The organism is Salibaculum sp. (assembly GCF_035270045.1).
In the GTDB taxonomy this organism is placed as follows: domain Bacteria; phylum Pseudomonadota; class Alphaproteobacteria; order Rhodobacterales; family Rhodobacteraceae; genus Salibaculum.
Genome location: NZ_DATFIP010000004.1, coordinates 12,431 through 36,383 on the forward strand (window position 1 = coordinate 12,431; position 23,953 = coordinate 36,383).

Here is a 23,953-nt window from a genome sequence, read left to right on the forward strand (position 1 = left end):
GACCTACATTAGTTGCAATATTTCGCGCGCCTCGCTATTCCTCCGGTAGCGCGCCGATTCCGCGGCGCGGCGTAAACCTGCATTCCTTGCCGACGGAGAATTCCATGGCCCTCGATCAGCCGCCCCCTGTCAGCTACGACGCCCCCGAGAAGGACCTTTACGCCATGGGCGAGATGCCGCCTCTGGGCCATGTGCCGGCCAAGATGCATGCCTGGGTCCTGCGGCAGGAACGCCACGGCGACCCTGACAAGGCGCTGGAAATCGAGGTCGTCGATACGCCGGAACTGGACAGTCATGACGTGCTGGTCATGGTCATGGCCGCGGGGGTCAACTACAATGGCGTCTGGGCCTGCCTGGGCACGCCGGCGAGTGTCTTCCTCGGCCACAAGGCGCCTTATGCGATCATCGGCTCGGACGCGGCCGGGATCGTCTGGGCCGTCGGTGACAAGGTCACCCGCTGGAAGGTGGGCGACGAGGTTGTCATCCATTGCAACCAGGACGACGGCGATGATGAACATTGCAACGGCGGCGACCCGATGCTGTCGCCCAGCCAGCGGATTTGGGGCTACGAGACGCCCGACGGGTCCTTCGGGCAATTCACCTGCGTGCAGGCGCAGCAGCTCATGCCGCGGCCCCGGCACCTGACCTGGGAGGAAAGCGCCTGCTACACGCTGACGCTCGCCACCGCCTACCGGATGCTCTTCGGGCATGAACCCCATGACCTCAAGCCGGGCCAGAACGTGTTGGTCTGGGGGGCCTCTGGCGGGCTGGGGTCTTTCGCGATCCAGTTGATCAACACCGCGGGCGCCAATGCCATCGGGGTGATCTCGGAGGAGGACAAACGCCAATTCGTCATGGACCTGGGTGCCAAGGGCGTCATCAACCGCAAGGATTTCGATTGCTGGGGTCGCCTGCCGGAAGTCGGCACCGAGGACTACAAGACCTGGTTCGCCGAGGTGCGCCGCTTCGGCAAGGCGATATGGGACATCACAGGCAAGGGCGTGAACGTGGACATGGTCTTCGAACACCCCGGAGAGGCGACTTTTCCGGTCTCGACCTTCGTGGTCAAGCGGGGCGGCATGGTGGTGATCTGCGCGGGCACCTCGGGCTACAACTGCTCATTCGACGTGCGCCACATGTGGTCGCATCAGAAACGTCTGCAAGGCAGCCATTTCGCCCATCTCAAGCAGGCCAGCGCGGCCAACAAGCTGATGCTGGAACGCCGGCTCGATCCCTGCATGTCCGAGGTTTTCACCTGGGGCGACCTGCCCGCGGCGCACATGAAAATGCTGCGCAATGAACACAAGCCCGGCAACATGGCCGTGCTGGTGCAGGCCCCCAGGACCGGGCTGCGCACATTCGAGGATGTGCTGGAGGGCTGACCGGGCCAACGGTACTGCGGAGCGCGGGCGGCCGTGCGCTTGTTGGCGGCTACCGGGGAGGCACGGCGGCATCCGGCACCCGCCTGGCCATATCCCCGACCTGCAACCGGGCCTTGCAGGAACCCGCGAGGACCGTTCGCGTGACCCCGTCGATGCTGACAGGGGTTCTTCATCCATCGCGCGCGGAGGTCCCATCCGGCCCTTCCAAAACCGCCGTCGACCCGCTATTTGGTATCCGGACACCTAAAAGGACCGCTGTCATGATGCAAAGTTTCGAAGCCCCCGGCCCGGTAGAACAGGACTGGGGTGATGCCATTTCCCCGATCGGGGAGATTATCGACGACGCTCGCAATGGCCGGATGTTCATTCTCGTCGATCACGAGGATCGCGAGAACGAGGGCGACCTGGTAATTCCGGCCCAGATGGCAACGCCGGATGCGATCAACTTCATGGCCGCCAATGGGCGGGGGCTGATCTGCCTGTCCCTGCCGGGCAAGCGGATCGACTCGCTTGGGCTGGAGTTGATGTCGACCAACAACAGCAGCCGCCACGAAACCGCTTTCACCATTTCCATCGAGGCGCGCGAGGGCGTGACCACCGGCATTTCCGCCGCCGACCGGGCGCGAACCGTGGCCGTGGCCATCGACCCTTCCAAGGGGCCGCAGGACATCGCCACGCCAGGCCATGTCTTTCCGCTGCGCGCCCGCGACGGGGGGGTGCTGGTCCGCGCGGGCCATACCGAGGCCGCCGTGGACATCGCCCGGCTGGCGGGGCTGAACGACAGCGGCGTGATCTGCGAGATCATGAACGAAGACGGCTCCATGGCGCGGTTGCCCGACCTGGTGGCCTTTGCCCAGAAGCACAACCTGAAGATCGGCACCATTTCCGACCTGATCGCCTATCGCCGCCGCAACGACAATCTCGTCAAGGTGTGCAAGGAAGAGACCATCGAGAGCGAGTTCGGCGGGGAATGGCAGATGCGCGTCTATACCGACGAGACCCACGGCGACGAACACATCGTGCTGACCAAGGGGGATATCTCGGGCGGTGGCCCGGTCCTGGTGCGGATGCACGCGATGGACCCCATGCTTGACGTGGTCGGCACCGGCCCCAAGGGACGTGCCGATGAATTCGGCGATGCCATGCGGGCAGTCGCCGAAGAGGGGCGCGGCGTGGTCGTGCTCTTGCGCGATACCTCGATGAAGATGGATGCGGGCGACGAGGTCAGCCCCAAGACGCTGCGCCAATACGGGCTTGGCGCGCAGATCCTGTCCTCTCTGGGATTGTCGGATATCGTCCTGCTGACCAATTCGCCCAAGCCCAAGGTCGTCGGGCTGGAGGCCTATGGGCTGGAAATCGTTGGAACCCGCAAGATATCGGAGCTTGGCTGATGGCTGGCACATCGCATCATGTCCTCGACCTTCCCACCTTCGACGAGGCGCCGAAGCTGCTGATCGTCATCGCACCCTATTACAAGGACATCGCCGACAACCTGCTGGCCGGCGCCCGGGCCGCGATCGAAAAGGCCGGCGGCACCCACGAAACAGTCGAGGTCCCTGGCGCACTGGAAATCGCGCCTGCCGTGGGCATCGCCGGGCGGATGAGCGATTTCGATGGCTACGTGGCGCTGGGCTGCGTGATCCGGGGCGAGACCACGCATTACGAGACGGTTTGCAATGACAGCTCCCGTGCCCTTCAATTGCTGGGGCTTCAGGGGCTTTGTATTGGTAACGGTATCCTCACGGTGGAAACCCATGACCAGGCCGCGGTGCGTGCCGACCCCTCTGATCAGAACAAGGGTGGCGGTGCCGCCGGGGCGGCCTTGCACCTGATCGCCCTTACCCGTAAGTGGGGCCGCGTCGACAAGGGCGTCGGTTTCACCAGAGACGTCCTTTCGGCAGGTTCCACGGATTAAAACAGCGCGGGCTGACATGACCCTGTCCAACAACCAGAAACGCCGGATGCGGTCCGCCGCACGGCTCTATGCCGTGCAGGCCCTGTTCCAGATGGAAAGCAGCGGTCAGACCGTCGAAGGAATCACCCGTGAATTCGAGGCGCACCGCTTCGGCGCGACTTACGAAGGGGTCGAGATGGCCGAGGGCGACCTCGACTTCTTTCGCGCGATCCTGGACGGGGCCATCAACCACCAGGCCCGGATCGACCAATCCACCGACCGGGCACTGGTCGCCAAGTGGCCCATCGCGCGGATCGACCCGACCCTGCGCGCCCTGTTCCGGGCCGCCGGGGCCGAACTCACGGGCGACGACGCGCCGCCCCGGGTCGTCATCAATGAGTACGTGGACGTGGCGCGTGCTTTCTTTCCCGAGGGGGAAGAGCCCAAGTTCGTCAATGCCGTGCTCGACCACATGGCGCGCGCGGCGCGCCCCGAGGCATTCTGACTGCTTGTCGCCCGCGACGGGCCAATCTTCACAAAACTGAATCCGACTCACCCCATCCTGAGCATCCTGGTCATCCGCCTGTCCCGCGGTGATCACAGGGCCGCGGGCATCTGGCCGTCCTCGTTTGGCCAGTGCCGGCACCCCCTGAGAGCGCCCGGGTTCCCCGCCCGGGCGCATTTTCGTTGGACCTTCCGCAGGGCGCCGCCTAACGTCGCCCGGACACCACGACGGGGGAGCCGATGGCGACCGGAACCAATATCAGTACCTATTTCGACGGGGCCTGGCACGATGGCGATATCCCGGTCATCAAGGGGGCCGATCACGGCGCCTGGCTGGGCTCCAATGTCTTTGACGGGGCGCGGTTCGTGAATGGCCTGGCGCCCGACCTCGACAAGCACTGCGCACGGGTCAACCGCTCGGCCGAGGCGCTGATGCTCGTCCCGACCGTGACCACGCGTGACATGGTGGAAATCGTCCGCGAGGGCCTCGCGGCCTATCCTCCGGGCGCCGCGGTCTACATCCGTCCCATGTACTGGGGGCTGGCCTGCGGCATGGCCGCGATCGTGCCGGGCGAGGGCGCGCCGGGCTTTGCCATCTGTCTCGAAGAGGTCCCCATGCCGCCCGCCGATCATGCAATCGGCGTGACGACCACACGCTTTCGCCGCCCGGTGCTGGAGGACGCGGTCGTCAACGCCAAGGCGGCCTGCCTTTATCCCAACAATGCCCGGATGCTGGCCGAGGCGCGCAGCCGCGGCTTCCAGAATGCGCTTGTGGCCGATGCCATGGGCAACCTGGCCGAAAGCGCCACCGCCAACGTCTTTCTGGTGAAGGATGGCGAGGTCTTCACTCCCATCCCCAACGGCACATTTCTGGCCGGGATCACGCGCGCCCGCCATATCGCGAACCTGCGTGCCGACGGCGTCACCGTTCATGAAACGGTGCTGACCGTCGAGGACGCGCGGCAGGCCGACGAGGTTTTCCTGTCCGGCAACATGCAGAAGGTGACGCCGGTCTCGGCTTTCGACGATACCTCATACGAAGTCGGCCCCGTCACTCGCCGCACGCGCGACCTGTACTGGGACTGGGCCGCAAGCATGTGATGAGGCGCGTTGCGTGGCTTTGCCTGCGTCTGGCGCCCTTCTTCCTCACCTGCCTTGCCGCGGTTTGGCTTCTGACGCTTTCGCCCTTCACCGATCCCATTTTGGAACGCAGCTCGGATCAGCTTCGTCTGCGACTCGACGCCATGATGCAGCGTGAGGTGACGCCGGCCTGGCTGGCAGCCGAAGCCGAGGCGGCACTGCAAGCTGAAGACCTGGATCGACTTAGTCTGACCCTCGATCTCTCGCATGAGTTTGGGCATGATCTGCCGCCGAACCTCTTGGACCGGATTGAGGCCTTCGAAGCGGAAAGGTCAGGTCCCATTGAAAGAGGGTTGTCATGTGTCCGCTGTGCCATTGATCTGAGATCATGCGAGAGTCTGACCCAGATGGGCCTCTGCGGCGTGACCGTCGAGATGACCCCGGCGGGTGACCTGAACGCTGTGCGCCGTGCCGGGTTCACATATCTTGAAGGTGAAAGCGTAGATCGTCTTGACCTTGGGTTGGCTGTCGTTGGTCTTGGGGCGACAACGGCCACCATGGGAACCGGCGGCTCGAGCTACACGGTCAAGATCGCGACCACCTTTGTGCGCGCCGCGCGAAGGGTCGGCACGTTGACGCCCGCTCTGGTCCGCCGTCTTGCCGCTCTTGTCCAGGGTGCGGTCAAATGGGACCGGATGGGCGATCTGGTGCGCCTGCGTATTGGCCCGGAAGCGATGGTCGATACCGCCAAATTGGACGAGCTTTCCGTCATTGGTGGGTCCTTGTCAGGTGTCGCCCGGAATACGTCTGCTGCCGATGCCATTGCCCTCATGAAGTTCGTGGATGGACCAAGAGATGCCGCGCGCCTTGCAAGGGTTTCCGATGCTGCAGGACCAGCCACCCGTTCACGGCTCGAAGTTTTGGGAAAACGACGCGTGTTCAGTGCCGCCGTGCGCCTGGGCGATCTCGCGATCAGCGCCGCCGCTGCCCTTGGTCTGCTAGCTGCACAGGTGGCCGGCTTCATTGGGCAGCAATTGGGGAATCGACTCTGGCGCTACTTGCGGCGACTTCTGCGACCCAGGCAGCGACCTTTGCCTTGACCATTGCGCGACGACGCACCTTGGGCCAATGTCTCATCTCGAAACGGGAGGGTACCGATGCGCAAGTTCCTTGTGATCCTGGATGACAGCCGCGAATGCCTCAACGCCATGCGCTTTGCCGCCATGCGGGCGGCCCGTTCGGGGGGTGGGGTCCAGATCCTGTCGATCATCCCGCCGGACGAATTCAATCACTGGATCGGCGTCGGTGAGGTCATGCGCGCCGAGGCCCGTGAGCGCATCGAGGTGCATTTCGAGGTCTTCGCCAAGTGGATGCGTGACAAGCAGGACATCGACCCCGAACTTGTCATCCGCGAAGGCGAGGCGGTCTCCGAAATCCTGGCGCAGGTCAAGGAAGACCCGGAGATCGGCGTGCTGGTCCTCGGGGCGGGCACCGACAAGAAGGGCCCCGGTCCGCTGGTCACGCAACTGACCAAGAACGCTGGGTCGCTGCCTATTCCCATCACCATCGTGCCCGGTGACATGTCCAAGGAACGCTTGGAAGCGATCACTTGACCGCTGTCCACCTGTCACGTGAGGCGGCGTGAAACCCGGAATTCGCGACGACCACCTCGACGCGCCTTCGCTGGACCGGTTCCCCGCTTCCGATTTGTATTCTGCACGTTTTTTCAATGGGTTGCGTGATCAAATCCGGATGAAGACTTCGTGACCGCTGCCCCCCTTTTCCGCCCGGGTGCGGCGCCCCACCTCCCTGACAAGCCGCAACGAACGGTTGCGGTTTTTGAAAGGACCCAATCCGCCCGAAACGGGCAGAAAGGAAACAGACATGTTTGCCAAGAAATGGATCTATGCCTCTGCCGCCGCACTTCTGACCACCGCCGGAATGGCAACGGCCGAGACCTATTTCGGCATCACCGGCGAAATGGACGAGGACGCAACGCTCATGATCGAGACGGTGACCACCGACAGCGCTGCGGTGCTGGAAGTCTATGATTATCACACCGGCGAGCGTGGCGATCTGCTGGCCACCGAACAGCTAGCGGCGGGCGCCAACTCCAACGTTCGCGTCGACTTGAGCGAGCAGCCGCGCGGTGACGTGATGGCCGTGGTCATGATCGATGGCGAGGCCGCCGCGATGACCGAGATCGATCTCGAAGAAATGTAAGGCGCTCGCCCCGTCACGTTACGGGTGCACGTCTTCGGGGCCGGTCCTGTGGGACTGGCCCCTTTTTACGGCGAGGGCGCCACTTGCAGATTGGAACCGTTCTAAATTGTCTTGACTTCGGCGGCCTGTGGTCGCATATCTGACTTGCGCGATAAGGATTAGACCCGATGTTCATACAGACTGAATCCACCCCGAACCCCGCCACCCTCAAATTCCTGCCCGGCCAAGCCGTGCTGGACAGCGGTACCGCGGATTTTCCCAGTTCCGATGCTGCGGGAAGCAGCCCGCTGGCCCGCCGGATCTTCGCGGTCGAGGGCGTGACCGGTGTGTTCTTCGGCACCGATTTCGTGACCGTCACCAAGCAGGACGCCGTGGAATGGGACCATGTGAAGCCCGCCATCCTCGGCGCCATAATGGAACACTACCAGTCCGGGGCCCCGGTGATCGAGGGCGAACGCGCGGCGTCGGCCCATGCCGATCACGACGGCGAGGACGGTCAGATCGTGGACCAGATCAAGGATCTGCTGGACACACGCGTGCGTCCTGCGGTTGCTCAAGACGGTGGCGACATCACCTTTCATGGTTTTGATCGCGGCATTGTCTACCTGCACATGCAGGGGGCCTGCGCTGGCTGCCCCTCGTCGACGCTGACGCTCAAGATGGGCATCGAGAACCTGCTGCGCCACTACATCCCCGAGGTGATCGAGGTCCGGCCCGTCGCGGCCTGAGCATACGCCCGGATCGACAATGAGGCCCGCCCCGAGAGTCCTTGCCTTCGATACATCGGCGGCGCATTGCGCCGCCGCTTTGCTGTGTGCTGACGACATTGTCGCCCTGCACATCGAGGACATGGCGCGCGGCCAGGGCGAACGGCTCATGGGGTTGCTCGAAGAGGTTCTGGCTGGCGCCGGTCTGGGCTGGTCCGACCTTTCGGCCCTGGCCGTGGGCACGGGCCCCGGCAACTTCACCGGCATCCGGATTTCCGTCAGCGCCGCGCGCGGGCTTGCGCTGGGGCTGGATGTTCCGGCCATCGGTGTCACCACGCTTGAGGCCCTGGCCCATGGCCGACCCCGGCCGGTCGAAGTGGCGCTTCCCGCCCCGCGCGACCGGGTCTACCGGCAAAGCTTCGAGGTGTCGGCGTCGTCTGTCCGGCTGGAGCCGGGAACCGCAACCGCCCCGGACTGGCCTGCCGTCCTTTCCGCCATGGGGCGTATTGCGGCGGCGCGTCTCGCTGCTGGTGATGCCTTGCCCCGCCCGGTACCCTGTTATGCGCGCCCCGCCGACGCCGCCCCGTCACGCGATCCCGGCCCCGTGATCCTGTCATGACACCGGTGGCCTTGGCGGCCTTGATGGCCCGGGCCATGCCGGATGCCCGGCCGTGGTCCGAGGCCGAGTTTGCCGCGCTCTTGGCGCACCCCGGTGCGCTCTTGCTTGGCGACGGGAGGGCGTGTGTCATCGGGCAGGTGGTGGCCGGAGAGGCCGAGGTCTTTCTCGTGCTGACAGACCCCGCGCATCGTCGCCGCGGCCTGGCCCGCGGACGACTGGACGATTTCGAAAATGCCGCACGGCAGGCGGGGGCCTGCCGCGTCATCCTCGAGGTGGCCGCCGACAATGACGCGGGTCGCGGACTCTATGCCGCGCTGGGCTACCGTCCTTTTGCAGAACGCCGGGGGTATTATCGCCGCCCAACCGGGCCGGCCATGGATGCGCTGATGCTCGAAAAGCACCTCTGACCCGGCGTCAGGCCGGCCTTCGGTTCCGCTGCGGTGCAAAAACCGGTTGACCGCCGCCCGTGCCCGTTGCCTAAATTGCACATGACAGCGAAAGGCTCGCTTCACTGCGGCGCTGGCCCACGGGGCCGTGCCGGACAATGAAAACCTGGGAGAAATACATGACCCTCATGACGAAATTCCTTGGCGCGAGCGCCGCACTGGCCTTGTCCGCCGGCGCCGCCCTGGCCGATCCCGCCCTGATCTTCGACCTCGGCGGGAAATTCGACAAGTCCTTCAACGAATCCGCGCACAACGGCGCCCAGCGCTGGGCTGAGGAAACCGGCGAATCCTACAACGAGTTCGAGATCACCTCGGACGCTCAGCGCGAACAGGCGATCCGCCGCTTTGCCGAGAACGGCAACAACCCGATCGTAATGGCCGGCTTTTCCTGGGCGACCCCGCTGTCGGAAATCGCGCCCGAGTATCCCGAGACCAGCTTCGTGATCATTGACGGCGTGGTTGAAGCCGAGAACGTGCAATCAGTGCTCTTTGCCGAGGAGCAGGGCTCCTACCTGGTCGGCATGATGGCGGCCATGGCCTCCGAGACCGATACGGTGGGCTTCATTGGCGGCATGGACATCCCGCTGATCCGCAACTTTGCCTGTGGCTATGCCCAGGGCGTGAAGGCCGTGAACGAGGACACCGAAGTCATCGCCAATATGACCGGCACCACCCCGGCTGCCTGGAACGACCCGGTGAAGGGCTCCGAGTTGACCCTGGCCCAGATCAGCCAGGGCGCCGACGTGGTCTATGCGGCCGCCGGCGGCACCGGCGTTGGTGTGTTGCAAACGGCCGCGGACGAGGACATCCTGTCCATCGGCGTCGACAGCAACCAGAATTACCTGCACCCCGGCCAAGTCCTGACCTCGATGATGAAGCGTGTCGACAACGTCGTCTACCAGAGCTTCATGACCGGCGGCGCGGACATCGAGACCGGCCAGATCAAGATCATGACGCTGGACAACGGCGGCGTGGGCTACGCTCTGGACGAGAATAACGCCGAACTGGTCAGCGAAGAGATGCAGGCCGCCGTCGACGAGGCTGCTGCGAAGATCGCTGCGGGCGAGATCGAGGTTCACAACTACAACAGCAATGAAAGCTGCCCGGTTCTGAACTTCTGAGCATCGGCCACGGGCAAGGATCGCCGGGGCCGCGCTGAGAGATCGGCGCGGCCTCGCGCGCTAGGGCCAGTGCAGCGCCCCGGGGGAAGGAGTGTCATGACCGAGACCGCACCCGCCATCGAATTGAAGGGCGTCTCCAAGTCGTTCGGCCCGGTCCAGGCCAACAAGGATATCTCGATCCGGGTCATGCCTGGCACGATCCACGGCATCATCGGCGAAAACGGCGCGGGCAAATCCACGCTGATGTCGATCCTCTACGGCTTCTACAAGGCCGACAGCGGCGAGATATTCATCAACGGCCAGAAGATCGAGATCCCCGACAGCCAAGCCGCCATCCGCGCCGGAATCGGCATGGTCTTTCAGCATTTCAAGCTGGTCAAAGTATTCACCGTGCTGGAAAATGTTGTCCTGGGGGCCGAGGACGGCGAGATGCTGACGCCCTCGCTGGTCAAGGCGCGGGACGAACTGACCACCCTGGCCCGCGACTACGGGCTGAACGTGGACCCCGATGCGTTGATCGAGGAGATCGGCGTGGGGATGCAGCAGCGGGTGGAAATCCTCAAGGCGCTTTACCGACAGGCGGACATCCTGATCCTCGACGAGCCAACCGGCGTGCTGACCCCGGCCGAGGCCGATCAACTGTTCCGGATCCTCGCCCGGCTCAAGGACGAGGGAAAGACGATCATAATGATCACGCACAAACTGCGCGAGATCATGGAAATCACCGACACCGTCAGTGTCATGCGCCGTGGCGAGATGACCGCGACGGTCAAGACGTCGGAAACCGACCCGGCCGCGCTGGCCGAGCTCATGGTCGGCCGCAAGGTCCTGCTGCGGGTGGACAAGACCCCGGCAAAGCCGCGCGACACCGTCGTCCAAGTGCGTCACCTGAACGTCACCGACAGCGCGGGCGTGCACCGTATCAAGGACGTCAGCTTCGACATCCGCGGCGGCGAGATCCTGGGGCTGGCCGGGGTCGCGGGGAACGGCCAGTCGGAACTTCTCGAGGTGTTGGGCGGCTACGAGAAAGCCACCGGCGAGATCCTCGTGAACGGCGCCCCGATCGACCTGACCGGCGCCCATTCCGATGGCCAGAGCCGCCGCGCCCGCGGCATTTCCCATGTCCCTGAGGATCGCCAGAACGAGGGGCTGATCATGAATTTCCAGGCTTGGGAGAACATGGCCTTCGGCTATCACCACGATCCGGCCTACCAGAAGAATCGCCTGCTGATGGACAACAAGGTGATTCGCGAGGACACGCAGGCCAAGATGGACAGGTTCGATGTGCGGCCGCCCAATCCCGACCTTGCCGCCAAGAGCTTTTCAGGCGGCAACCAGCAGAAACTGGTGCTGGCGCGCGAGATCGAGCGCAACCCGGACCTGCTGCTGGTCGGCCAGCCCACCCGCGGCGTCGATATCGGCGCTATCGAGTTCATCCACCAGCGCATCATCGAGCTGCGCGACGAGGGCAAGGCGATCCTGCTGGTCTCGGTGGAACTGGACGAGATTCTGGGGCTGTCGGATCGCATCGCCGTCATGTTCGATGGTCGCATCATGGGCGAGCGGATGCCCGACGAGACGGATGAAAAGGAACTCGGCCTGCTGATGGCCGGGATCACCGATACCGACGGCGAGCATTCCGTCGCCGAGGTCGAGGCGCAGTTGGCCGGGGCCGGCGGCGCGGCGCGCAAGGAGGGCTGAGAATGACCGAACTTCCCCGCTGGGCGGATGTGGTCCTGGTGCCGCTGATCAACATCGCGCTGGCCTTCATCGTGGCGGGGCTGGTGGTGCTGGCAATCGGACAGAATCCCTTCGACATGATGTATTTCATGGTCAAGGGCGCGCTGGGGTCCACCAGCAGCATCGGCTACACGCTCTATTACACGACCAATTTCATCTTCACCGGGCTGGCCTTCGCCGTGGCCATGAACGCCAAGCTGTTCAATATCGGCGGCGAGGGACAGGCGGCGATCGGCGGACTGGGCGCCGCGCTGGTGCTGCTGGCCGTGGATTGGCCGCACTGGACGCTGGCACTTCCCGCGGCGGTGATCGGGGCCAGCGTCTTCGGTGCCGGTTGGGCGGCGATCCCGGCCTACCTGCAAGCCAAACGCGGCAGCCATATCGTGATCACGACAATCATGTTCAACTTCATCGGGGCCGCGGTCATCGGGTACCTGCTCAACGGGGCGCTCAAGAAGCCGGGCCAGCAGGTTCCGGAATCGCCCAGCTTCGGCGACGGGGCGAGCTTGCCCACCTTCCACGAGATGCTGCAACCCTTCGGCATCGCCTTCAACAAGTCCGCCCCGGCCAACATCAGCTTCCTGTTGGCCATCGCCGCCGCGGTGCTGGTCTGGCTGCTGATCTGGCGCTCGCGCATCGGCTACGAGATCCGCGCCTTCGGCAATTCACCGGGTGCGACGCTCTACGCGGGGATCTCCTCGGTCCGGGTCACGATCATCGCCATGCTGATTTCCGGGGCGCTGGCCGGGATGATGGCGATCAACTCGGTGATGGGCCAACAGGAACGGTTGATCAAGGATTTCGTCGAGGGGGCCGGGTTCATGGGAATCGCTGTTTCGTTGATGGGGCGCAATCATCCCTTCGGCATCGTCCTGGCGGCTTTCCTGTTCGGGATGCTGAACCAGGGCGGGTTCGAACTGATGTGGGAAATGCCCGAGATCAGCCGCGAGATGGTGCTGGTGATCCAGGCGCTGATCATCATCTTCACCGGGGCGCTGGTGAACATGACGCGTGATCCGATCGAACGCATCTTCCTGCGCCTGCACAACAAGGGGGCCGCGTGATGGATTTCCTGCAATTCCTGCTGACGCTCGATTCCACCCTGCGGCTTTCGACCGTCCTGTTGCTGGCCTGCCTTGCCGGGCTGTTTTCCGAACGCTCGGGCATCGTCGACATCGGGCTGGAGGGCAAGATGCTGATCTCGGCCTTCGTGGCCGCCGCCATCGCCTACGAATCCGGCTCGGTCTGGGTCGGGCTGGCCGCGGGCATGGCTGCGTCGCTGGTCTTTGCCATGATCCACGGTGTCGCCTCGATCCTCTATCGCGGGGACCAGATCATTTCCGGCGTCGCGCTGAATTTCTTCGCCTCGGGGCTTACGGTCGTTGTGGGCGACGCGATCTACAGGCAGGGTGGACAGACGCCAGTGCTGGCCGGGTCCGCCCGCTTCAGCGAGATTACCCTGCCGTTTGCCGATGCCCTGAGCGACGTGCCGCTGCTGGGCCCCATCTATTCCGAGCTGATCTCGGGGCACAAGCCGCTGGTCTACGTGGCCTTCCTGGCGGTTCCGTTGGTCTGGTGGGTGCTGTTTCGGACCCGGTTCGGTCTGCGTCTGCGCGCTGTGGGCGAGAACCCGTCGTCAGTGGACACGGCCGGGGTCTCGGTTATCGGGATGCGGTTCAAGGCCCTGATGATCACCGGGCTGCTCTGCGGTATTGCCGGGGCCTACCTGTCCACGTCGCAGGCGGCCGGGTTCGGCAAGGAGATGACCGCCGGGCGGGGTTACATCGCCTTGGCCGCACTGATCTTCGCCAAGTGGCGGCCGATCCATGCCATGGGGGCCTGCCTTCTGTTCGGCCTGCTGGAGGCCATTTCGAACCTTTACCCCAATATCGACGTCTTCGGCCTGTTCACCATCCCGGTGCAGTTCACGCAGACGCTGCCCTACATCCTGACGGTCATCATCCTGGGCGGCTTCATTGGCCGGGCCATGCCACCTGCCTCGATCGGACAGCCCTATGTCAAGGAACGCTGAGGACCTGGCCGCGACCATCCGTGAGGTCACAGGCGACGCCCCGGTGCGGCTGGGGCTGATCCTCGGCTCGGGGCTGGGGCATCTGTCCGGCGCGGTCGACGGCGTCTCGATCCCCTATGACGAGCTGGAAGGTTTTCCCCCGGCGGGCGTGTCGGGCCACGTCCCGCAATTGGTGATCGGTCAGTTGGAAGGACAGCGCGTCGCCGTCTTCGGCGGGCGCGCGCATTATTACGAAACAGGGCGGGGCGACATCATGCGCCTGCCGCTGGAGGTGCTCGCGGCACTGGGCGCCGAGGCGATGATCGCCACGAATGCCGCCGGGTCACTGGACCCGGACATGACGACGGGCGAGATCATGTGCCTGTCCGATCATATCAATTTCTCGGGACTCAACCCGCTGATCGGCGAGCCGACCGAGGCTCGCTTCGTGCCGATGATGGATGCCTATGATCCCGATTTCCGCGCCGCGCTGCACGATGCGGCCAAGGCCGAGGGGATCAGCCTGCATGACGGCGTCTATGCCTGGTATTCCGGCCCGTCCTTCGAGACCCCGGCCGAGATTCGCGCGATCCGCGCCCTGGGGGCCGATGCGGTGGGCATGTCCACCGTGCCCGAGGTGATCCTGGGCCGGTTTCTGGGCCTGCGCTGTGCCGCGATCTCGACTATCACCAACATGGCCGCCGGGATGAGCGACGAGGCGATCAGCCATGACCATACCAAGGCCATGGCACCATTGGGGGCGGCCAAGCTGGAAAAGGTCCTGCGGGGGCTTCTGAGGTCGCTGTAACGCCCGGTTTTTCCGACCTTTGAGTTGCGCTTGCCCCTGTGGCATGACTATTTGGGATATGTTGATCTACCTTCCGATAGCCGAGGTGTCGGTGAACGCCGCTCTCCTTCTGGGGCTCGGCGGAATGGTGGGTGTCCTTTCGGGCATGTTCGGCGTGGGCGGAGGGTTCCTGATCACGCCGCTTCTGTTCATCGTCGGTATCCCGCCCGCCGTGGCTGTGGCGACGTCGGCCAACCAGATTGTGGCGTCCTCGGTTTCGGGTCTGATGGCGCATATCCGGCGGCGGAACGTGGACTTCCGGATGGGGGGCGTCTTGTTGGTCGGCGGCCTTGCCGGGTCGGCACTGGGCGTTGGAGTTTTCAATTACCTCAAGGAGATGGGCCAGGTCGATCTTCTGGTCAATCTCTGCTACGTCGTTTTCCTCGGTATCGTCGGCTTCATGATGCTTGTCGAAAGCCTGCGCGCGATCCAGCGCAGCCGGATGCAGGGCGGCGGTGCAGTGCCGCAGCGCCGAAAGCACACCTGGGTCCATGCCCTGCCGATCAAGATCAAGTTCCGGGTCTCGGGCCTTTATATCTCTGTGATCCCTCCGGTCTTGGTGGGGGTCGCCGTGGGCATGCTGGCCGCGGTCATGGGGGTAGGCGGGGGCTTTATCATGGTTCCCGCAATGATCTACCTGCTGGGCATGCCGACCAAGGTCGTCATCGGCACGTCGCTGTTCCAGATCATTTTCGTCGCCGGTTTCACGACGGTGCTGCACGCGGCCACGAACCAAACGGTCGACGTGGTGCTGGCACTGCTGCTCTTGCTGGGCGGCGTGGTCGGCGCCCAGTTCGGCACGCGGATCGGCACGCGCCTGAAGGCGGAACAACTGCGCATCCTGCTCGCGGCCCTGGTGCTTTTCGTATGTGGCAAGCTGGCGCTGGACCTGCTGCTGACGCCGTCCGAGCTCTATTCGCTCGGTACTGCGGGGGGGGAGTGATGCTGCGGTGGGTCCTGCTCTTGCTGGTGCTGGCCACACCGCTGCGTGCGGAAAAGGTGGTTCTGGGCCTGTCGCGCGACGAGGTGGCGATCACGGCCACCTTCGACGGCTCCAACATCCTGATCTTTGGCGCCATCAAGCGCGAGGCACCGATCCCAGCCGATACGGAGCTGGAGGTCATCATCGCCCTTGCCGGTCCATCCGAACCCGTCACCGTGCGCCGCAAGGAACGGGTCGCGGGCATCTGGGCCAACGTCGACGCGGTCGAGGTTGACGCAGCGCCGTCCTTTTACGCGGTGCTCAGTTCGGCGCCGCTGGACGAGGCCCTGAGCGCGGTCGAGGATCTGCGCAACGACATCACCATCCCGCGGGCGATCCGCTCGGTCGGTGCGCCGATGAACGTCAAGGACTCCGAAGCCTTCACCAGGGCGCTGATCCGTATCCGCGAACGGGCGGGGCTTTACCAGGTGCTTGAGAATTCCGTGGACCTGGAAGAGGACACGCTGTTCCGTGGCCAGGTCACCTTGCCCGCGAACCTGACCGAGGGCCCCTATCGCACGCGCATCTTTTTGACCCGGGACGGGAGCATCGTGGATGTCTACGAGACCGAGATCGCGGTCAACAAGGTTGGGCTGGAACGCTGGCTCTACGAGCTGTCGCGAAACCAGCCGCTGCTTTACGGGTTGATGGCCCTGGCAATTGCCGTTGCGGCCGGATGGGGGGCCTCGACCGGGTTCCGCCTGCTGCAACGCTAGGACCGGGCGACACCTTCTCGTGCCCCGGTCACTCGGGTGCGGGGTCCAGTTCCAGTGGTGCCGCGGGCGCCTCAAGGTCGGCGACGGTCAGCGGCACCGAGGGCCGTGCGAGGCGGTTGCGCACGACCCAGAGCAGCCGTTCCTCGGCCCGGGTGATGGCAACGTAGGCCAGCCGCTTCCACAGCGGCTGGCCGGCCTCGACGCGGCCCATTCGGCTGGCCACCTCGATGTCGGGGGCAAAGACCTGGACCGTCTCCCATTGAGACCCTTGCGCCTTGTGGATCGTTACTGCCGCCCCGTGCAGGAACGTGGCCCCCATGCGCGCGGCAAAGGGGATGAACGGTTCCTCGTCGGCGACCTGGCTTTCGATCTTGACGATCGACGCGGCGCTGACCTGGGGGTCCTCGGCACCCATGACGTGCAAACGGCTGAACCCCGGCTTGCGTCCCGGCCCCTTGTAGATCACCTGAGCACCCTTGATCAGCCCGCGCGCCTCCAGGTCGAGCCGCTTTTTGCGATGCTTGATGGGCAGTTCGATACCGTCGCAGATCAGCGGCTCGCCGGGCAGGAGCGCATCCTCGGGGGCGCCATGGGCCGCGCGGAAGGCATGGATCAGCCTTATGCGCGTCGCGTTGCGCCAGACCAGCACCGGCGAGCGGGCCATGAGATCGGATTCCACCCGCTGGGCGAGGACCACGCGGTCGTCACGCGCCGCGATTTCTTCGACCATGCGTTCGAAGCCGTAGAAATCCAGCATCGGGTCGGCCAGGGCATGGGCCAGGTCCAGGATCGGGTTGTCCGCGTCCTGGCGGTGGATGCGGTGCAACGTCAGCTTGCGGCTTTCCGGCAACCCGTCGAAAACCATGCCGCCGCCTTCGGATTTTACCGGGGGCAGTTGAGCCGGATCACCGAAGAGGATCAACGTCGGAAAGATCTCCTGCAGGTCCTGCAGTTGCTTGGCGTCGAGCATCGAACTTTCGTCGACGAACCCGATATCCAGCGGATCGTCGCGGCGCTTCCAGCCCGTGATGAAATCCGATCCCCGCAGGCCGGCGGCGGCCAGCGCGGCAGGCACGGAATTATGCGACTGGTAGGAAATCCACGCGCGATCCAGCGCGGTGTCCGACAGCCCCTCGATCTCGGGCTTGTCGCCCTCGCCGGCCAGCCATTCGGCGACTTTCTCATATTCCGGGTCGTAGACCGGCGTATAGAGAATGCGGTGGATCGTGGTCGCGGGCACGCCACGGCTGCGCAGCACGCTGGCCGCCTTGTTGGTAGGGGCAAGGATCGCCAGTGTGCGCTGGTCCTTGCGGCGGCGGCCCTCCCAGTCGCCCGAGACCACGCGTACGCCGGCCTCTTTCAGTGTCTCGTAGAGGCTGGCCAGAAGCATGGTCTTCCCGCTGCCAGCCTTGCCCAGAACCGCCAGCACACGCCCCGCGTCGCCCTCCTTTGGCGGGGTGGTCGTGGCCTCCGGCAGGCCCACGCCGGCGGCGCCCAGAGACTCGGCGATCGCGTCCCAGGCCTGGGCCTGGTCGTCGGAGAAGATAAGGGCACTGCGCGGCATGGCGTGACACTAGGCAGGGTGCAGGGGAATGCCAAGCCGTTGGCGCGGGGGGCATGGCAAATCGTCGCCGGTGCCGGGGGCGGCACTGGACAGTCGGCCAGTCGATGTTACCTTGAGTGGCGAAAGGAGATCCGTCATGCCAATGCATAAGACGCCCGATCTTATCAAGCTCTACATCAAGAGTTGCGCCATCGGCTTCGGGGCGGCCGCGGTTTTCGTGGGCCTGTTGCTGGCATTCGATGTGGTCGGTCTCTGGGGTCTGGTCTCGGGGTCTTCGGCGGGCATCGTGGCCGTGCTGATGATGTGGGTTTTCAACGGCATCGTCTTTGCCGGAGTCCAGTTCGGGATTTCCATCATGGCGATGTCCGACGATGACGACGACGACCAGGGCGGCACGCGCAGCCCGGTCCTGCTGGCCGAGCCGATCCCGGTTCGCAGCGCAGACCAGCGCGGCTGACCGACCAAAACGATCACATCTTGACGAGGGCGACATGATCGACCCGCTCAATCGGATGCCAGACGGCCTTCTCGAACAGCTGCGTGAGAACCGCGACCGTGTGTTCTGGCTTGGCATCATCCTTTGCGCCATCGGTGCTCTTATGATCGTCTTTCCGGTCATCGGTTCCATCGTGACGAAGGTGATGATCGGCTGGGCGGTGCTTTTGGCGGGGGCTGCGATGCTCTGGCAAGCCTTCCAGGCGCGGCGCTGGAACGCGGCCCTCTGGGCCGGGCTGGTGGCGGTCCTGCACTTGGCGCTGGGGGTTTACCTTGCCTTCTTTCCTCTGACCGGCTTGGTGGGGCTGACCGTGTTGATGGCCGTGCTGTTCGCCATCCAGGGTGTCATCGAATTGCGCATGGGGCTGACCCACCGCGAGGCGCCCGGCTGGGTCTGGATGGTCCTGTCCGGTGGGGCCTCGCTGGTTCTGTCTCTGCTGCTGGTGCTGGGTCTGCCGGGCACGGCGATGTGGGCGCTGGGCCTGCTTCTGGGGCTCAACTTCCTGACCAGCGGCATCGGGTTCGCGGCATTGTCGCGCTCGGTCTGATCCGCATCGTGCGGTCAGGGTGGTCAAGGGTGGCGGGCACCACGGCAACCGTGTGGGTGTGCGATTCCCGAGGACCTGTGTGAACAGGTGGGTGCCAGGTAATCAGACCAGGGCCTGAACAGAGCCAGCTCCCTCGGATTTGAGTAAGGTCACTGGAACGAACCCGTATAACGCGAGGCGCAGTAACCCGCCGTCACAGGACATAGGCCGCAAGGCGGCTGACGGCAAGGGGTCACTCGACGTCGCGACGCAGCAGCCAACCCCGGGGTCCGACCATTTCCTCCGGTGCAAACCGACAGAGCACGGCCTCGACCACCCCCATCACCAGAAGGGTCAGGGCAAGGTCGAGCGGCGTGATCTGGGCAAGCAGGGACATGGCGACCTTCGATCAGTGGATAACCCCGGATCGCCCTGCCGTCTGACTGGAATGAGGCAGTGCCGTGACCTTGTGATGTCCGCCGGGCCGACGGCGCCACATTCCTGCCGCAATGCGTCGGGCTTGCATCGTGTTCACGAATTGTTCATTCTCTTTGAATGTCTGACGCGCCCTCGATCGATGCCATGACACCGGGCCAGGTGCTTGCCCGCGGGGTATGTCGCCACTTGCGGCAGGCCCATGGCTTTGCCTGCCTGGAAGAGCTGGTGCCGACCCGTGGCCTGCGTGTCGACGTGATGGCGCTGGGCGTGGCAGGCGAGCTCTGGGTGGTGGAATGCAAGTCTTCGCGCGCCGACTTCATGTCTGACAGGAAATGGCGGGGCTACCTGGAATGGTGCGACCGGTTCTTCTGGGCGGTCGATGCCGATTTTCCGACCGACCTGTTACCGGACGAGGCCGGGTTGATCATCGCCGATGCCTACGATGCCGAGATCATCCGCATGGGCCCTGAGGCACCGCTGGCCGCGGCCCGTCGCAAGGTTGTCACCCGGACATTCGCCCGTCATGCAGCGCTCAGGTTGCAATCCTTGCGCGATCGGGGCAGTCCGGCGTCCGAGGGCCGGGGACGTGCGCGTCTGCTCGGGCAATGACTCTGGCGCGTGATCGTGCTTTGCTGGTCCGGTCCCAGAACGGAGCAGGACATGCCCTCTGACCACGAAGACCTTGCGCGCCGCATTCGCGAACTCGAGGATGCGCTTGCGGCCGAGCTGGCGCAGAAGCGGCAGCGGTTCCAGTATCGCCTTGAACGTAGCCGCGTCGTGTTCAACGACGAGGTAATTGCCCGCCACCGGGCGGCCCGGGAACGGCTGTCGAGCTTCCTGTCCCGCACGCGCTTCCTGGTCGTGGTGACGGCTCCCGCGATCTATATCCTAATCGTGCCGTTCGTCCTGCTGGACCTGATGGTCAGTTTCTACCAGGCCGTCTGTTTCCCGGTCTATGGTATCCCCAAGGTGCCGCGGCGCGACCATATCGTCATCGACCGGCACCGGCTGGCCTATCTCAACGGCTTGCAAAAGCTGAACTGCATCTACTGCGGCTATGCCAATGGCGTGATCGGCTGGGTCCGGGAGGTGGCCTCGCGGACCGAGGCCTATTGGTGCCCGATCAAGCACTCCCAGCCGGTGATGGCGCCGCATGGCCAGTATCACCGGTTTCCCGACTTCGGTGACGATAGTGCGTTCCGGGAACAGCTCTCCGAGATACGGCAGGCCCTGAAGCGTGACGACCCGGATCCGGACTAGGGTCTGAGAAAGCCGACGATCTCGTATGTGCGGTCGAGGATCGGTGCGGCGATGGCACGGGCCTTGTCGGCCCCTTGGCCAAGGGTGCGGTCGATCTCGGCAGGGTCGTTCAGAAGGCGCTTCATCTCGTCCGAGATCGGCGCCAGCTTCGACACCGCGAGCTCCGCAAGTGCCGGTTTGAAGCTGCCCCAGCCCGCGCCGGCATATTCGGCGAGGACCGCATCGGTGCCCTGCTCGGTCAGGCCCGCGTAGATGTCAACGAGGTTCTTGGCCTCGGGCCGCCCGACCAGCCCCTCCACGGTTTCGGGCAGTGGCGCGGGGTCGGTCCGGGCCTTCTTGAACTTCTTGGCGATCGTGTCCGCGTCATCGAGCATGTTGATCCGCTCCATGTCGCTTTCACCGGATTTTGACATTTTCCTGGACCCGTCGCGAAGGTTCATGACGCGGGTGCCCGGCCCCTCGATCACCGGCTGGGTCAGGGGGAAGAAGTCTACACCGTAGTCGTGGTTGAACTTGGCGGCGATGTCGCGGGTCAGTTCGACGTGCTGCTTCTGATCCTCGCCAACGGGCACATGGGTTCCGTGGTAAAGCAGGATGTCCGCCGCCATGAGCGACGGATAGGCGTAAAGCCCCAGCGAGGCCTTTTCCGAGTTGGCGCCCGCCTTGTCCTTGAACTGGGTCATGCGGTTCATCCAGCCGACGCGGGCGACGCAGTTGAACACCCAGGCCAGTTCCGCGTGCTGGTGCACCCGGGACTGGTTGAACAGGATCGAGCGGGCCGGGTCGATGCCCGCGGCCAGGAGCCCGGCGGCGATCTCGCGCGTGCCCTGGCGCAGGTCGGCAGGGTCCTGCCAGACCGTGACCGCGTGCATGTCCACGGCGCAATAGATGTTCTCGGTCGCCTCGTCCTGCATGTCGACCCAGCGCTTGATCGCGCCAAGGTAATTGCCAAGGGTCAGCCCGCCCGAGGGCTTGATCCCGGAAAACACGCGCGGGGTGAACTGGACATCGGTCATGGATGTGGTCGCCATCTTGTCTGGGGGGCTGGAAATGCGGGTCGCACTCGCTTACCCATGGGGGCAAGTCCCGTCAACCGAAGGACAGCCGAGCAGTGGACAACCAGAGCCCTTTCAACGCGATTCCCCCTGTGCCCCTGGCGCTGGTGCTGATCATGGCGGGGGTAGAGCTGATCCTTTCGGCCGGTGAGGCCGGTTTCGTCGGCGGGCCGGGTGCCATCGGCTGGCGCGCGGCTGCGATGCAAGACTACGCCTTCGCCCCGGCCGTCCTGGATCAGTTGCTGGTCCAAGGCAATAAGTCGCTCGACATGCTGATGCGGCCGGTCAGCCATATATTCCTGCACGGGTCCTTCACGCATACGCTTTGGGCCTGCGTGCTGCTGCTGGCGCTGGGCAAGTTCGTGGGCGATGCCTATCGTCCGGGGCCTTTCGCGCTGTTGTTCTTCGGGTCGGCCATTCTCGGTGCGCTCGCCTACGGGCTGTTCAGTCCGCGCAACATGGGGCTGATCGGGGCCTACCCGGGCATCTACGGGTTGATCGGGGCCTATACCTACATGATGTGGCTGACCCTGGGCCGGCTGGGTGAGAACCAATATCGCGCCTTCACCTTGATCGGCATCCTGATGGGGCTGATGCTGGTCTGGTCCATGCTGTTCGGGGCGACGCCGTGGTGGATCGCGGAACTGTCGGGCTTTGTCACCGGGCTGGTCCTGGCGCCCTTGGTGGCGCCCGGCGGCTGGCAGAGGTTCCTGGCGCGGGTTCGTCAGCGCTAGCCGCGCCGCATCGCCGCCTTGAACTCGCCCAGTCGGAAGGCGCCGACCAGGTGGCCGATCCCGAAATAGCCCGCGATGCCGATCCCGACGATCAGGGCCAGCGCCGCGTAGCGCAGGGTGGGCACGCCCAGCCATGGCCCCACCAGCAGGACCGCCCCCCACAGCAGCCCGCCCATCAAAAGCGCGGCCAGCACGATGCGCCAGAGCCGCCGCTTGAACCGCGCATCCAGCAGCGCGGCATCGCCCATGTTTCTGCTGCCGCGCCACAGCAGCCAGACCATGGCCCAGCCGGCCAGCGTGGTGCCGAAAGCCGCGGCGATATAGCCGATGACCGGGGCCAGCCCGATGGCCACCGCGGCATTCACCAGCATGGACACCACGGCATAGTGGAAGGGTCGCCGCGTATCCTCGCGGGCAAAGTAGAGCGGTTGCAGGGTTTTCTGCATGACGAAAGCCGGCAGGCCCAGGCCGTAGACCGCGACTGCCAGTGCCGTTGCGGCGGTGTCATCCGACGCAAAGGCGCCGCGTTCGAACAGGACGCTGACCAGCGGCACCGGGATCACCATCAGCGCCACCGCCGCCGGGACGGTCAGCGCCAGCGAAAACTCGGCCGCGCGGTTGAAGGTATGGGCCCCGCCCTCGGTGTCATCGGCGCGCAATCGGCGCGAGAGGTCGGGCAACAGGACCACGCCCACGGCGATGCCGACCACGCCCAAGGGGAGTTGATAGAGCCGGTCCGCGTAGGACAGCCAGGCAATCGCGCCGTCGAAAAAGCTGGCCACCTGCCGCCCGATCAGCAGGTTCACCTGCATGACCCCACCGGCCAGCGCGGCCGGGGCGGCGATCACGGCGAGGCGCTTCAATTCCGGTGTCAACCTCGGACGGCGCGGGGTCAGCTGGTAGCCGGCCCGCCTGGCCGCGATCCAGACCAGGGCCAGCTGCGCCATCCCGGCAAACGGAACCGTCCAGATCAGCGCGTCGCCCACGTCCCAGCCTATCCGCACCGCCAGCGTCATCGCCCCGATGAAAAGCATGTTGAGCAGCACCGGCGCGGCGGCGGCGGCCACGAAACGGCCGACCGCGTTGAGCACGCCCGAGAGCAGTGCCGCCAGTGAGATGAACAGGATATAGGGAAAGGCGATCCGGCCATAGAGCACCGCCAGGTCGAACCGCGCGTCCCCGATGAAACCGCCGGCCATGGCAACCACCAGCCATGGCATCGCCAGTATGGCCAGCGCGCTGAAGACAATCAGAACGGTCGCCAGCCCGGCGAAGGCATCCCGGGCGAAGCCCAGGGCATCGTCGTCGCCCTCGACCTTTTTCGAGAACATCGGCACGAAGGCCATGTTGAACGCACCCTCGGCGAAGAAACGCCGGAACATGTTGGGCAGGGCAAAGGCGATCAGGAAGGCCTCCGCCACCGGCCCCGCCCCGAGGAATGCCGCGATCAGGATATCGCGCACGAATCCCAGCACGCGGCTCAGCAGTGTCCAGACCCCGACGGTCAGGAACCCTGTGACAAGGCGGATGGGTTTCAACGGTCGCGATCCTTCAAAGGCAGAGGGTGGCAGTGGCTTCCCACGCGCCGGTTGGCCGGCGCAAGCGCCG

27 protein-coding genes and 1 other RNA gene are annotated in these 23,953 nt (G+C 64.8%); 23 read left to right on the forward strand and 5 right to left on the reverse strand.

Annotation, left to right across the window (positions count from 1 at the left end):
* Nucleotides 1-104 precede the first annotated feature (104 nt).
* The 18 genes from ccrA to VJ897_RS00855 all read left to right on the forward strand — a co-directional run bounded on the left by ccrA (nt 105) and on the right by VJ897_RS00855 (nt 16,272).
* Nucleotides 105-1,382, forward strand: a complete 1,278-nt coding sequence (ccrA, locus tag VJ897_RS00770; protein WP_324052313.1) for a crotonyl-CoA carboxylase/reductase — start codon at nt 105-107, stop codon at nt 1,380-1,382.
* A 260-nt stretch (nt 1,383-1,642) separates the two neighbouring features.
* A complete protein-coding gene (gene ribB, locus VJ897_RS00775) occupies nt 1,643-2,773 on the forward strand; it encodes a 3,4-dihydroxy-2-butanone-4-phosphate synthase (RefSeq protein WP_324052315.1) in 1,131 nt (376 codons plus the stop codon).
* Nucleotides 2,773-3,297: a 6,7-dimethyl-8-ribityllumazine synthase gene (locus VJ897_RS00780; protein ID WP_324052316.1), complete on the forward strand. Its 525-nt coding sequence runs from the start codon at nt 2,773-2,775 to the stop codon at nt 3,295-3,297. Before ribB ends, VJ897_RS00780 begins: the two co-directional genes overlap by 1 nt.
* A gap of 16 nt (nt 3,298-3,313) precedes the next feature.
* Nucleotides 3,314-3,781, forward strand: coding sequence for a transcription antitermination factor NusB (gene nusB, locus VJ897_RS00785; protein WP_324052317.1), 468 nt, complete (start codon nt 3,314-3,316; stop codon nt 3,779-3,781).
* A 239-nt stretch (nt 3,782-4,020) separates the two neighbouring features.
* Complete coding sequence (locus VJ897_RS00790; protein ID WP_324052319.1) at nt 4,021-4,881, forward strand: branched-chain amino acid aminotransferase; 861 nt, start codon at nt 4,021-4,023, stop codon at nt 4,879-4,881.
* Nucleotides 4,881-5,960 carry a hypothetical protein gene (locus VJ897_RS00795; RefSeq protein WP_324052321.1) on the forward strand — a complete coding sequence of 360 codons (1,080 nt, stop codon included), beginning with the start codon at nt 4,881-4,883 and terminating at the stop codon, nt 5,958-5,960. Before VJ897_RS00790 ends, VJ897_RS00795 begins: the two co-directional genes overlap by 1 nt.
* Nucleotides 5,961-6,017: 57 nt before the next feature.
* Nucleotides 6,018-6,473: a universal stress protein gene (locus VJ897_RS00800; RefSeq protein ID WP_324052323.1), complete on the forward strand. Its 456-nt coding sequence runs from the start codon at nt 6,018-6,020 to the stop codon at nt 6,471-6,473.
* Between the two features lie 271 nt (nt 6,474-6,744).
* Complete coding sequence (locus VJ897_RS00805) at nt 6,745-7,083, forward strand: hypothetical protein (protein WP_324052325.1); 339 nt, start codon at nt 6,745-6,747, stop codon at nt 7,081-7,083.
* A gap of 167 nt (nt 7,084-7,250) precedes the next feature.
* Nucleotides 7,251-7,811 carry a NifU family protein gene (locus VJ897_RS00810; RefSeq protein WP_324052327.1) on the forward strand — a complete coding sequence of 187 codons (561 nt, stop codon included), beginning with the start codon at nt 7,251-7,253 and terminating at the stop codon, nt 7,809-7,811.
* 19 nt (nt 7,812-7,830) lie between these two features.
* On the forward strand, nt 7,831-8,409 hold the full coding sequence (tsaB, locus tag VJ897_RS00815) for a tRNA (adenosine(37)-N6)-threonylcarbamoyltransferase complex dimerization subunit type 1 TsaB (protein WP_324052328.1): 579 nt from the start codon (nt 7,831-7,833) through the stop codon (nt 8,407-8,409).
* The gene (locus VJ897_RS00820; RefSeq protein WP_324052330.1) at nt 8,406-8,816 is read left to right on the forward strand and encodes a GNAT family N-acetyltransferase; all 411 of its coding nucleotides are present in this window, start codon (nt 8,406-8,408) and stop codon (nt 8,814-8,816) included. The genes tsaB and VJ897_RS00820 overlap by 4 nt, the downstream gene beginning before the upstream one ends.
* A 158-nt stretch (nt 8,817-8,974) precedes the next feature.
* Nucleotides 8,975-9,976: a BMP family lipoprotein gene (locus tag VJ897_RS00825; protein WP_324052471.1), complete on the forward strand. Its 1,002-nt coding sequence runs from the start codon at nt 8,975-8,977 to the stop codon at nt 9,974-9,976.
* Between the two features lie 96 nt (nt 9,977-10,072).
* Nucleotides 10,073-11,677: an ABC transporter ATP-binding protein gene (locus VJ897_RS00830; RefSeq protein WP_324052332.1), complete on the forward strand. Its 1,605-nt coding sequence runs from the start codon at nt 10,073-10,075 to the stop codon at nt 11,675-11,677.
* A 2-nt stretch (nt 11,678-11,679) separates the two neighbouring features.
* Nucleotides 11,680-12,780 (forward strand): ABC transporter permease, encoded by a 1,101-nt coding sequence (locus VJ897_RS00835; RefSeq protein WP_324052334.1) that lies wholly within the window; start codon nt 11,680-11,682, stop codon nt 12,778-12,780.
* Entirely contained in the window at nt 12,780-13,748 is a 969-nt protein-coding gene (locus VJ897_RS00840) for an ABC transporter permease (RefSeq protein WP_324052335.1), read from the forward strand. The genes VJ897_RS00835 and VJ897_RS00840 overlap by 1 nt, the downstream gene beginning before the upstream one ends.
* Nucleotides 13,732-14,535 (forward strand): purine-nucleoside phosphorylase, encoded by an 804-nt coding sequence (locus VJ897_RS00845; RefSeq protein WP_324052337.1) that lies wholly within the window; start codon nt 13,732-13,734, stop codon nt 14,533-14,535. Before VJ897_RS00840 ends, VJ897_RS00845 begins: the two co-directional genes overlap by 17 nt.
* Before the next feature lie 58 nt (nt 14,536-14,593).
* Nucleotides 14,594-15,517, forward strand: coding sequence for a sulfite exporter TauE/SafE family protein (locus VJ897_RS00850; RefSeq protein ID WP_324052472.1), 924 nt, complete (start codon nt 14,594-14,596; stop codon nt 15,515-15,517).
* On the forward strand, nt 15,517-16,272 hold the full coding sequence (locus VJ897_RS00855; RefSeq protein WP_324052339.1) for a TIGR02186 family protein: 756 nt from the start codon (nt 15,517-15,519) through the stop codon (nt 16,270-16,272). Before VJ897_RS00850 ends, VJ897_RS00855 begins: the two co-directional genes overlap by 1 nt.
* A 28-nt stretch (nt 16,273-16,300) precedes the next feature.
* On the opposite strand, the gene VJ897_RS00860 is transcribed toward VJ897_RS00855, so the two are convergent.
* Nucleotides 16,301-17,836 (reverse strand): ATP-dependent DNA helicase, encoded by a 1,536-nt coding sequence (locus VJ897_RS00860; RefSeq protein ID WP_324052341.1) that lies wholly within the window; start codon nt 17,834-17,836, stop codon nt 16,301-16,303.
* 136 nt (nt 17,837-17,972) lie between these two features.
* Here VJ897_RS00860 and VJ897_RS00865 point away from each other — a divergent pair, with 136 nt between their 5' ends.
* Nucleotides 17,973-18,293: a hypothetical protein gene (locus tag VJ897_RS00865; RefSeq protein ID WP_324052343.1), complete on the forward strand. Its 321-nt coding sequence runs from the start codon at nt 17,973-17,975 to the stop codon at nt 18,291-18,293.
* Nucleotides 18,294-18,327: 34 nt separating this feature from the next.
* Entirely contained in the window at nt 18,328-18,879 is a 552-nt protein-coding gene (locus tag VJ897_RS00870) for an HdeD family acid-resistance protein (protein ID WP_324052345.1), read from the forward strand.
* Between the two features lie 32 nt (nt 18,880-18,911).
* On the opposite strand, the gene ssrS is transcribed toward VJ897_RS00870, so the two are convergent.
* A non-coding RNA gene (gene ssrS / locus VJ897_RS15270) (6S RNA) lies at nt 18,912-19,068 on the reverse strand.
* A gap of 43 nt (nt 19,069-19,111) precedes the next feature.
* Entirely contained in the window at nt 19,112-19,255 is a 144-nt protein-coding gene (locus tag VJ897_RS00875; RefSeq protein WP_324052347.1) for a hypothetical protein, read from the reverse strand.
* Nucleotides 19,256-19,413: 158 nt separating this feature from the next.
* On the opposite strand from VJ897_RS00875, the gene VJ897_RS00880 reads away from it, so the two are divergent.
* Nucleotides 19,414-19,905, forward strand: coding sequence for an MmcB family DNA repair protein (locus VJ897_RS00880; protein WP_324052349.1), 492 nt, complete (start codon nt 19,414-19,416; stop codon nt 19,903-19,905).
* Between the two features lie 51 nt (nt 19,906-19,956).
* Nucleotides 19,957-20,556, forward strand: coding sequence for a hypothetical protein (locus tag VJ897_RS00885; protein WP_324052351.1), 600 nt, complete (start codon nt 19,957-19,959; stop codon nt 20,554-20,556).
* On the opposite strand, the gene trpS is transcribed toward VJ897_RS00885, so the two are convergent.
* Complete coding sequence (gene trpS, locus VJ897_RS00890) at nt 20,553-21,572, reverse strand: tryptophan--tRNA ligase (RefSeq protein WP_324052353.1); 1,020 nt, start codon at nt 21,570-21,572, stop codon at nt 20,553-20,555. The two genes, VJ897_RS00885 and trpS, sit on opposite strands and share 4 nt — an antisense overlap.
* A 95-nt stretch (nt 21,573-21,667) precedes the next feature.
* On the opposite strand from trpS, the gene VJ897_RS00895 reads away from it, so the two are divergent.
* Entirely contained in the window at nt 21,668-22,345 is a 678-nt protein-coding gene (locus VJ897_RS00895) for a rhomboid family intramembrane serine protease (RefSeq protein WP_324052355.1), read from the forward strand.
* Here VJ897_RS00895 and murJ read toward each other — a convergent pair.
* On the reverse strand, nt 22,342-23,883 hold the full coding sequence (murJ, locus tag VJ897_RS00900; RefSeq protein WP_324052358.1) for a murein biosynthesis integral membrane protein MurJ: 1,542 nt from the start codon (nt 23,881-23,883) through the stop codon (nt 22,342-22,344). The genes VJ897_RS00895 and murJ overlap by 4 nt on opposite strands.
* Nucleotides 23,884-23,953 lie beyond the last annotated feature (70 nt).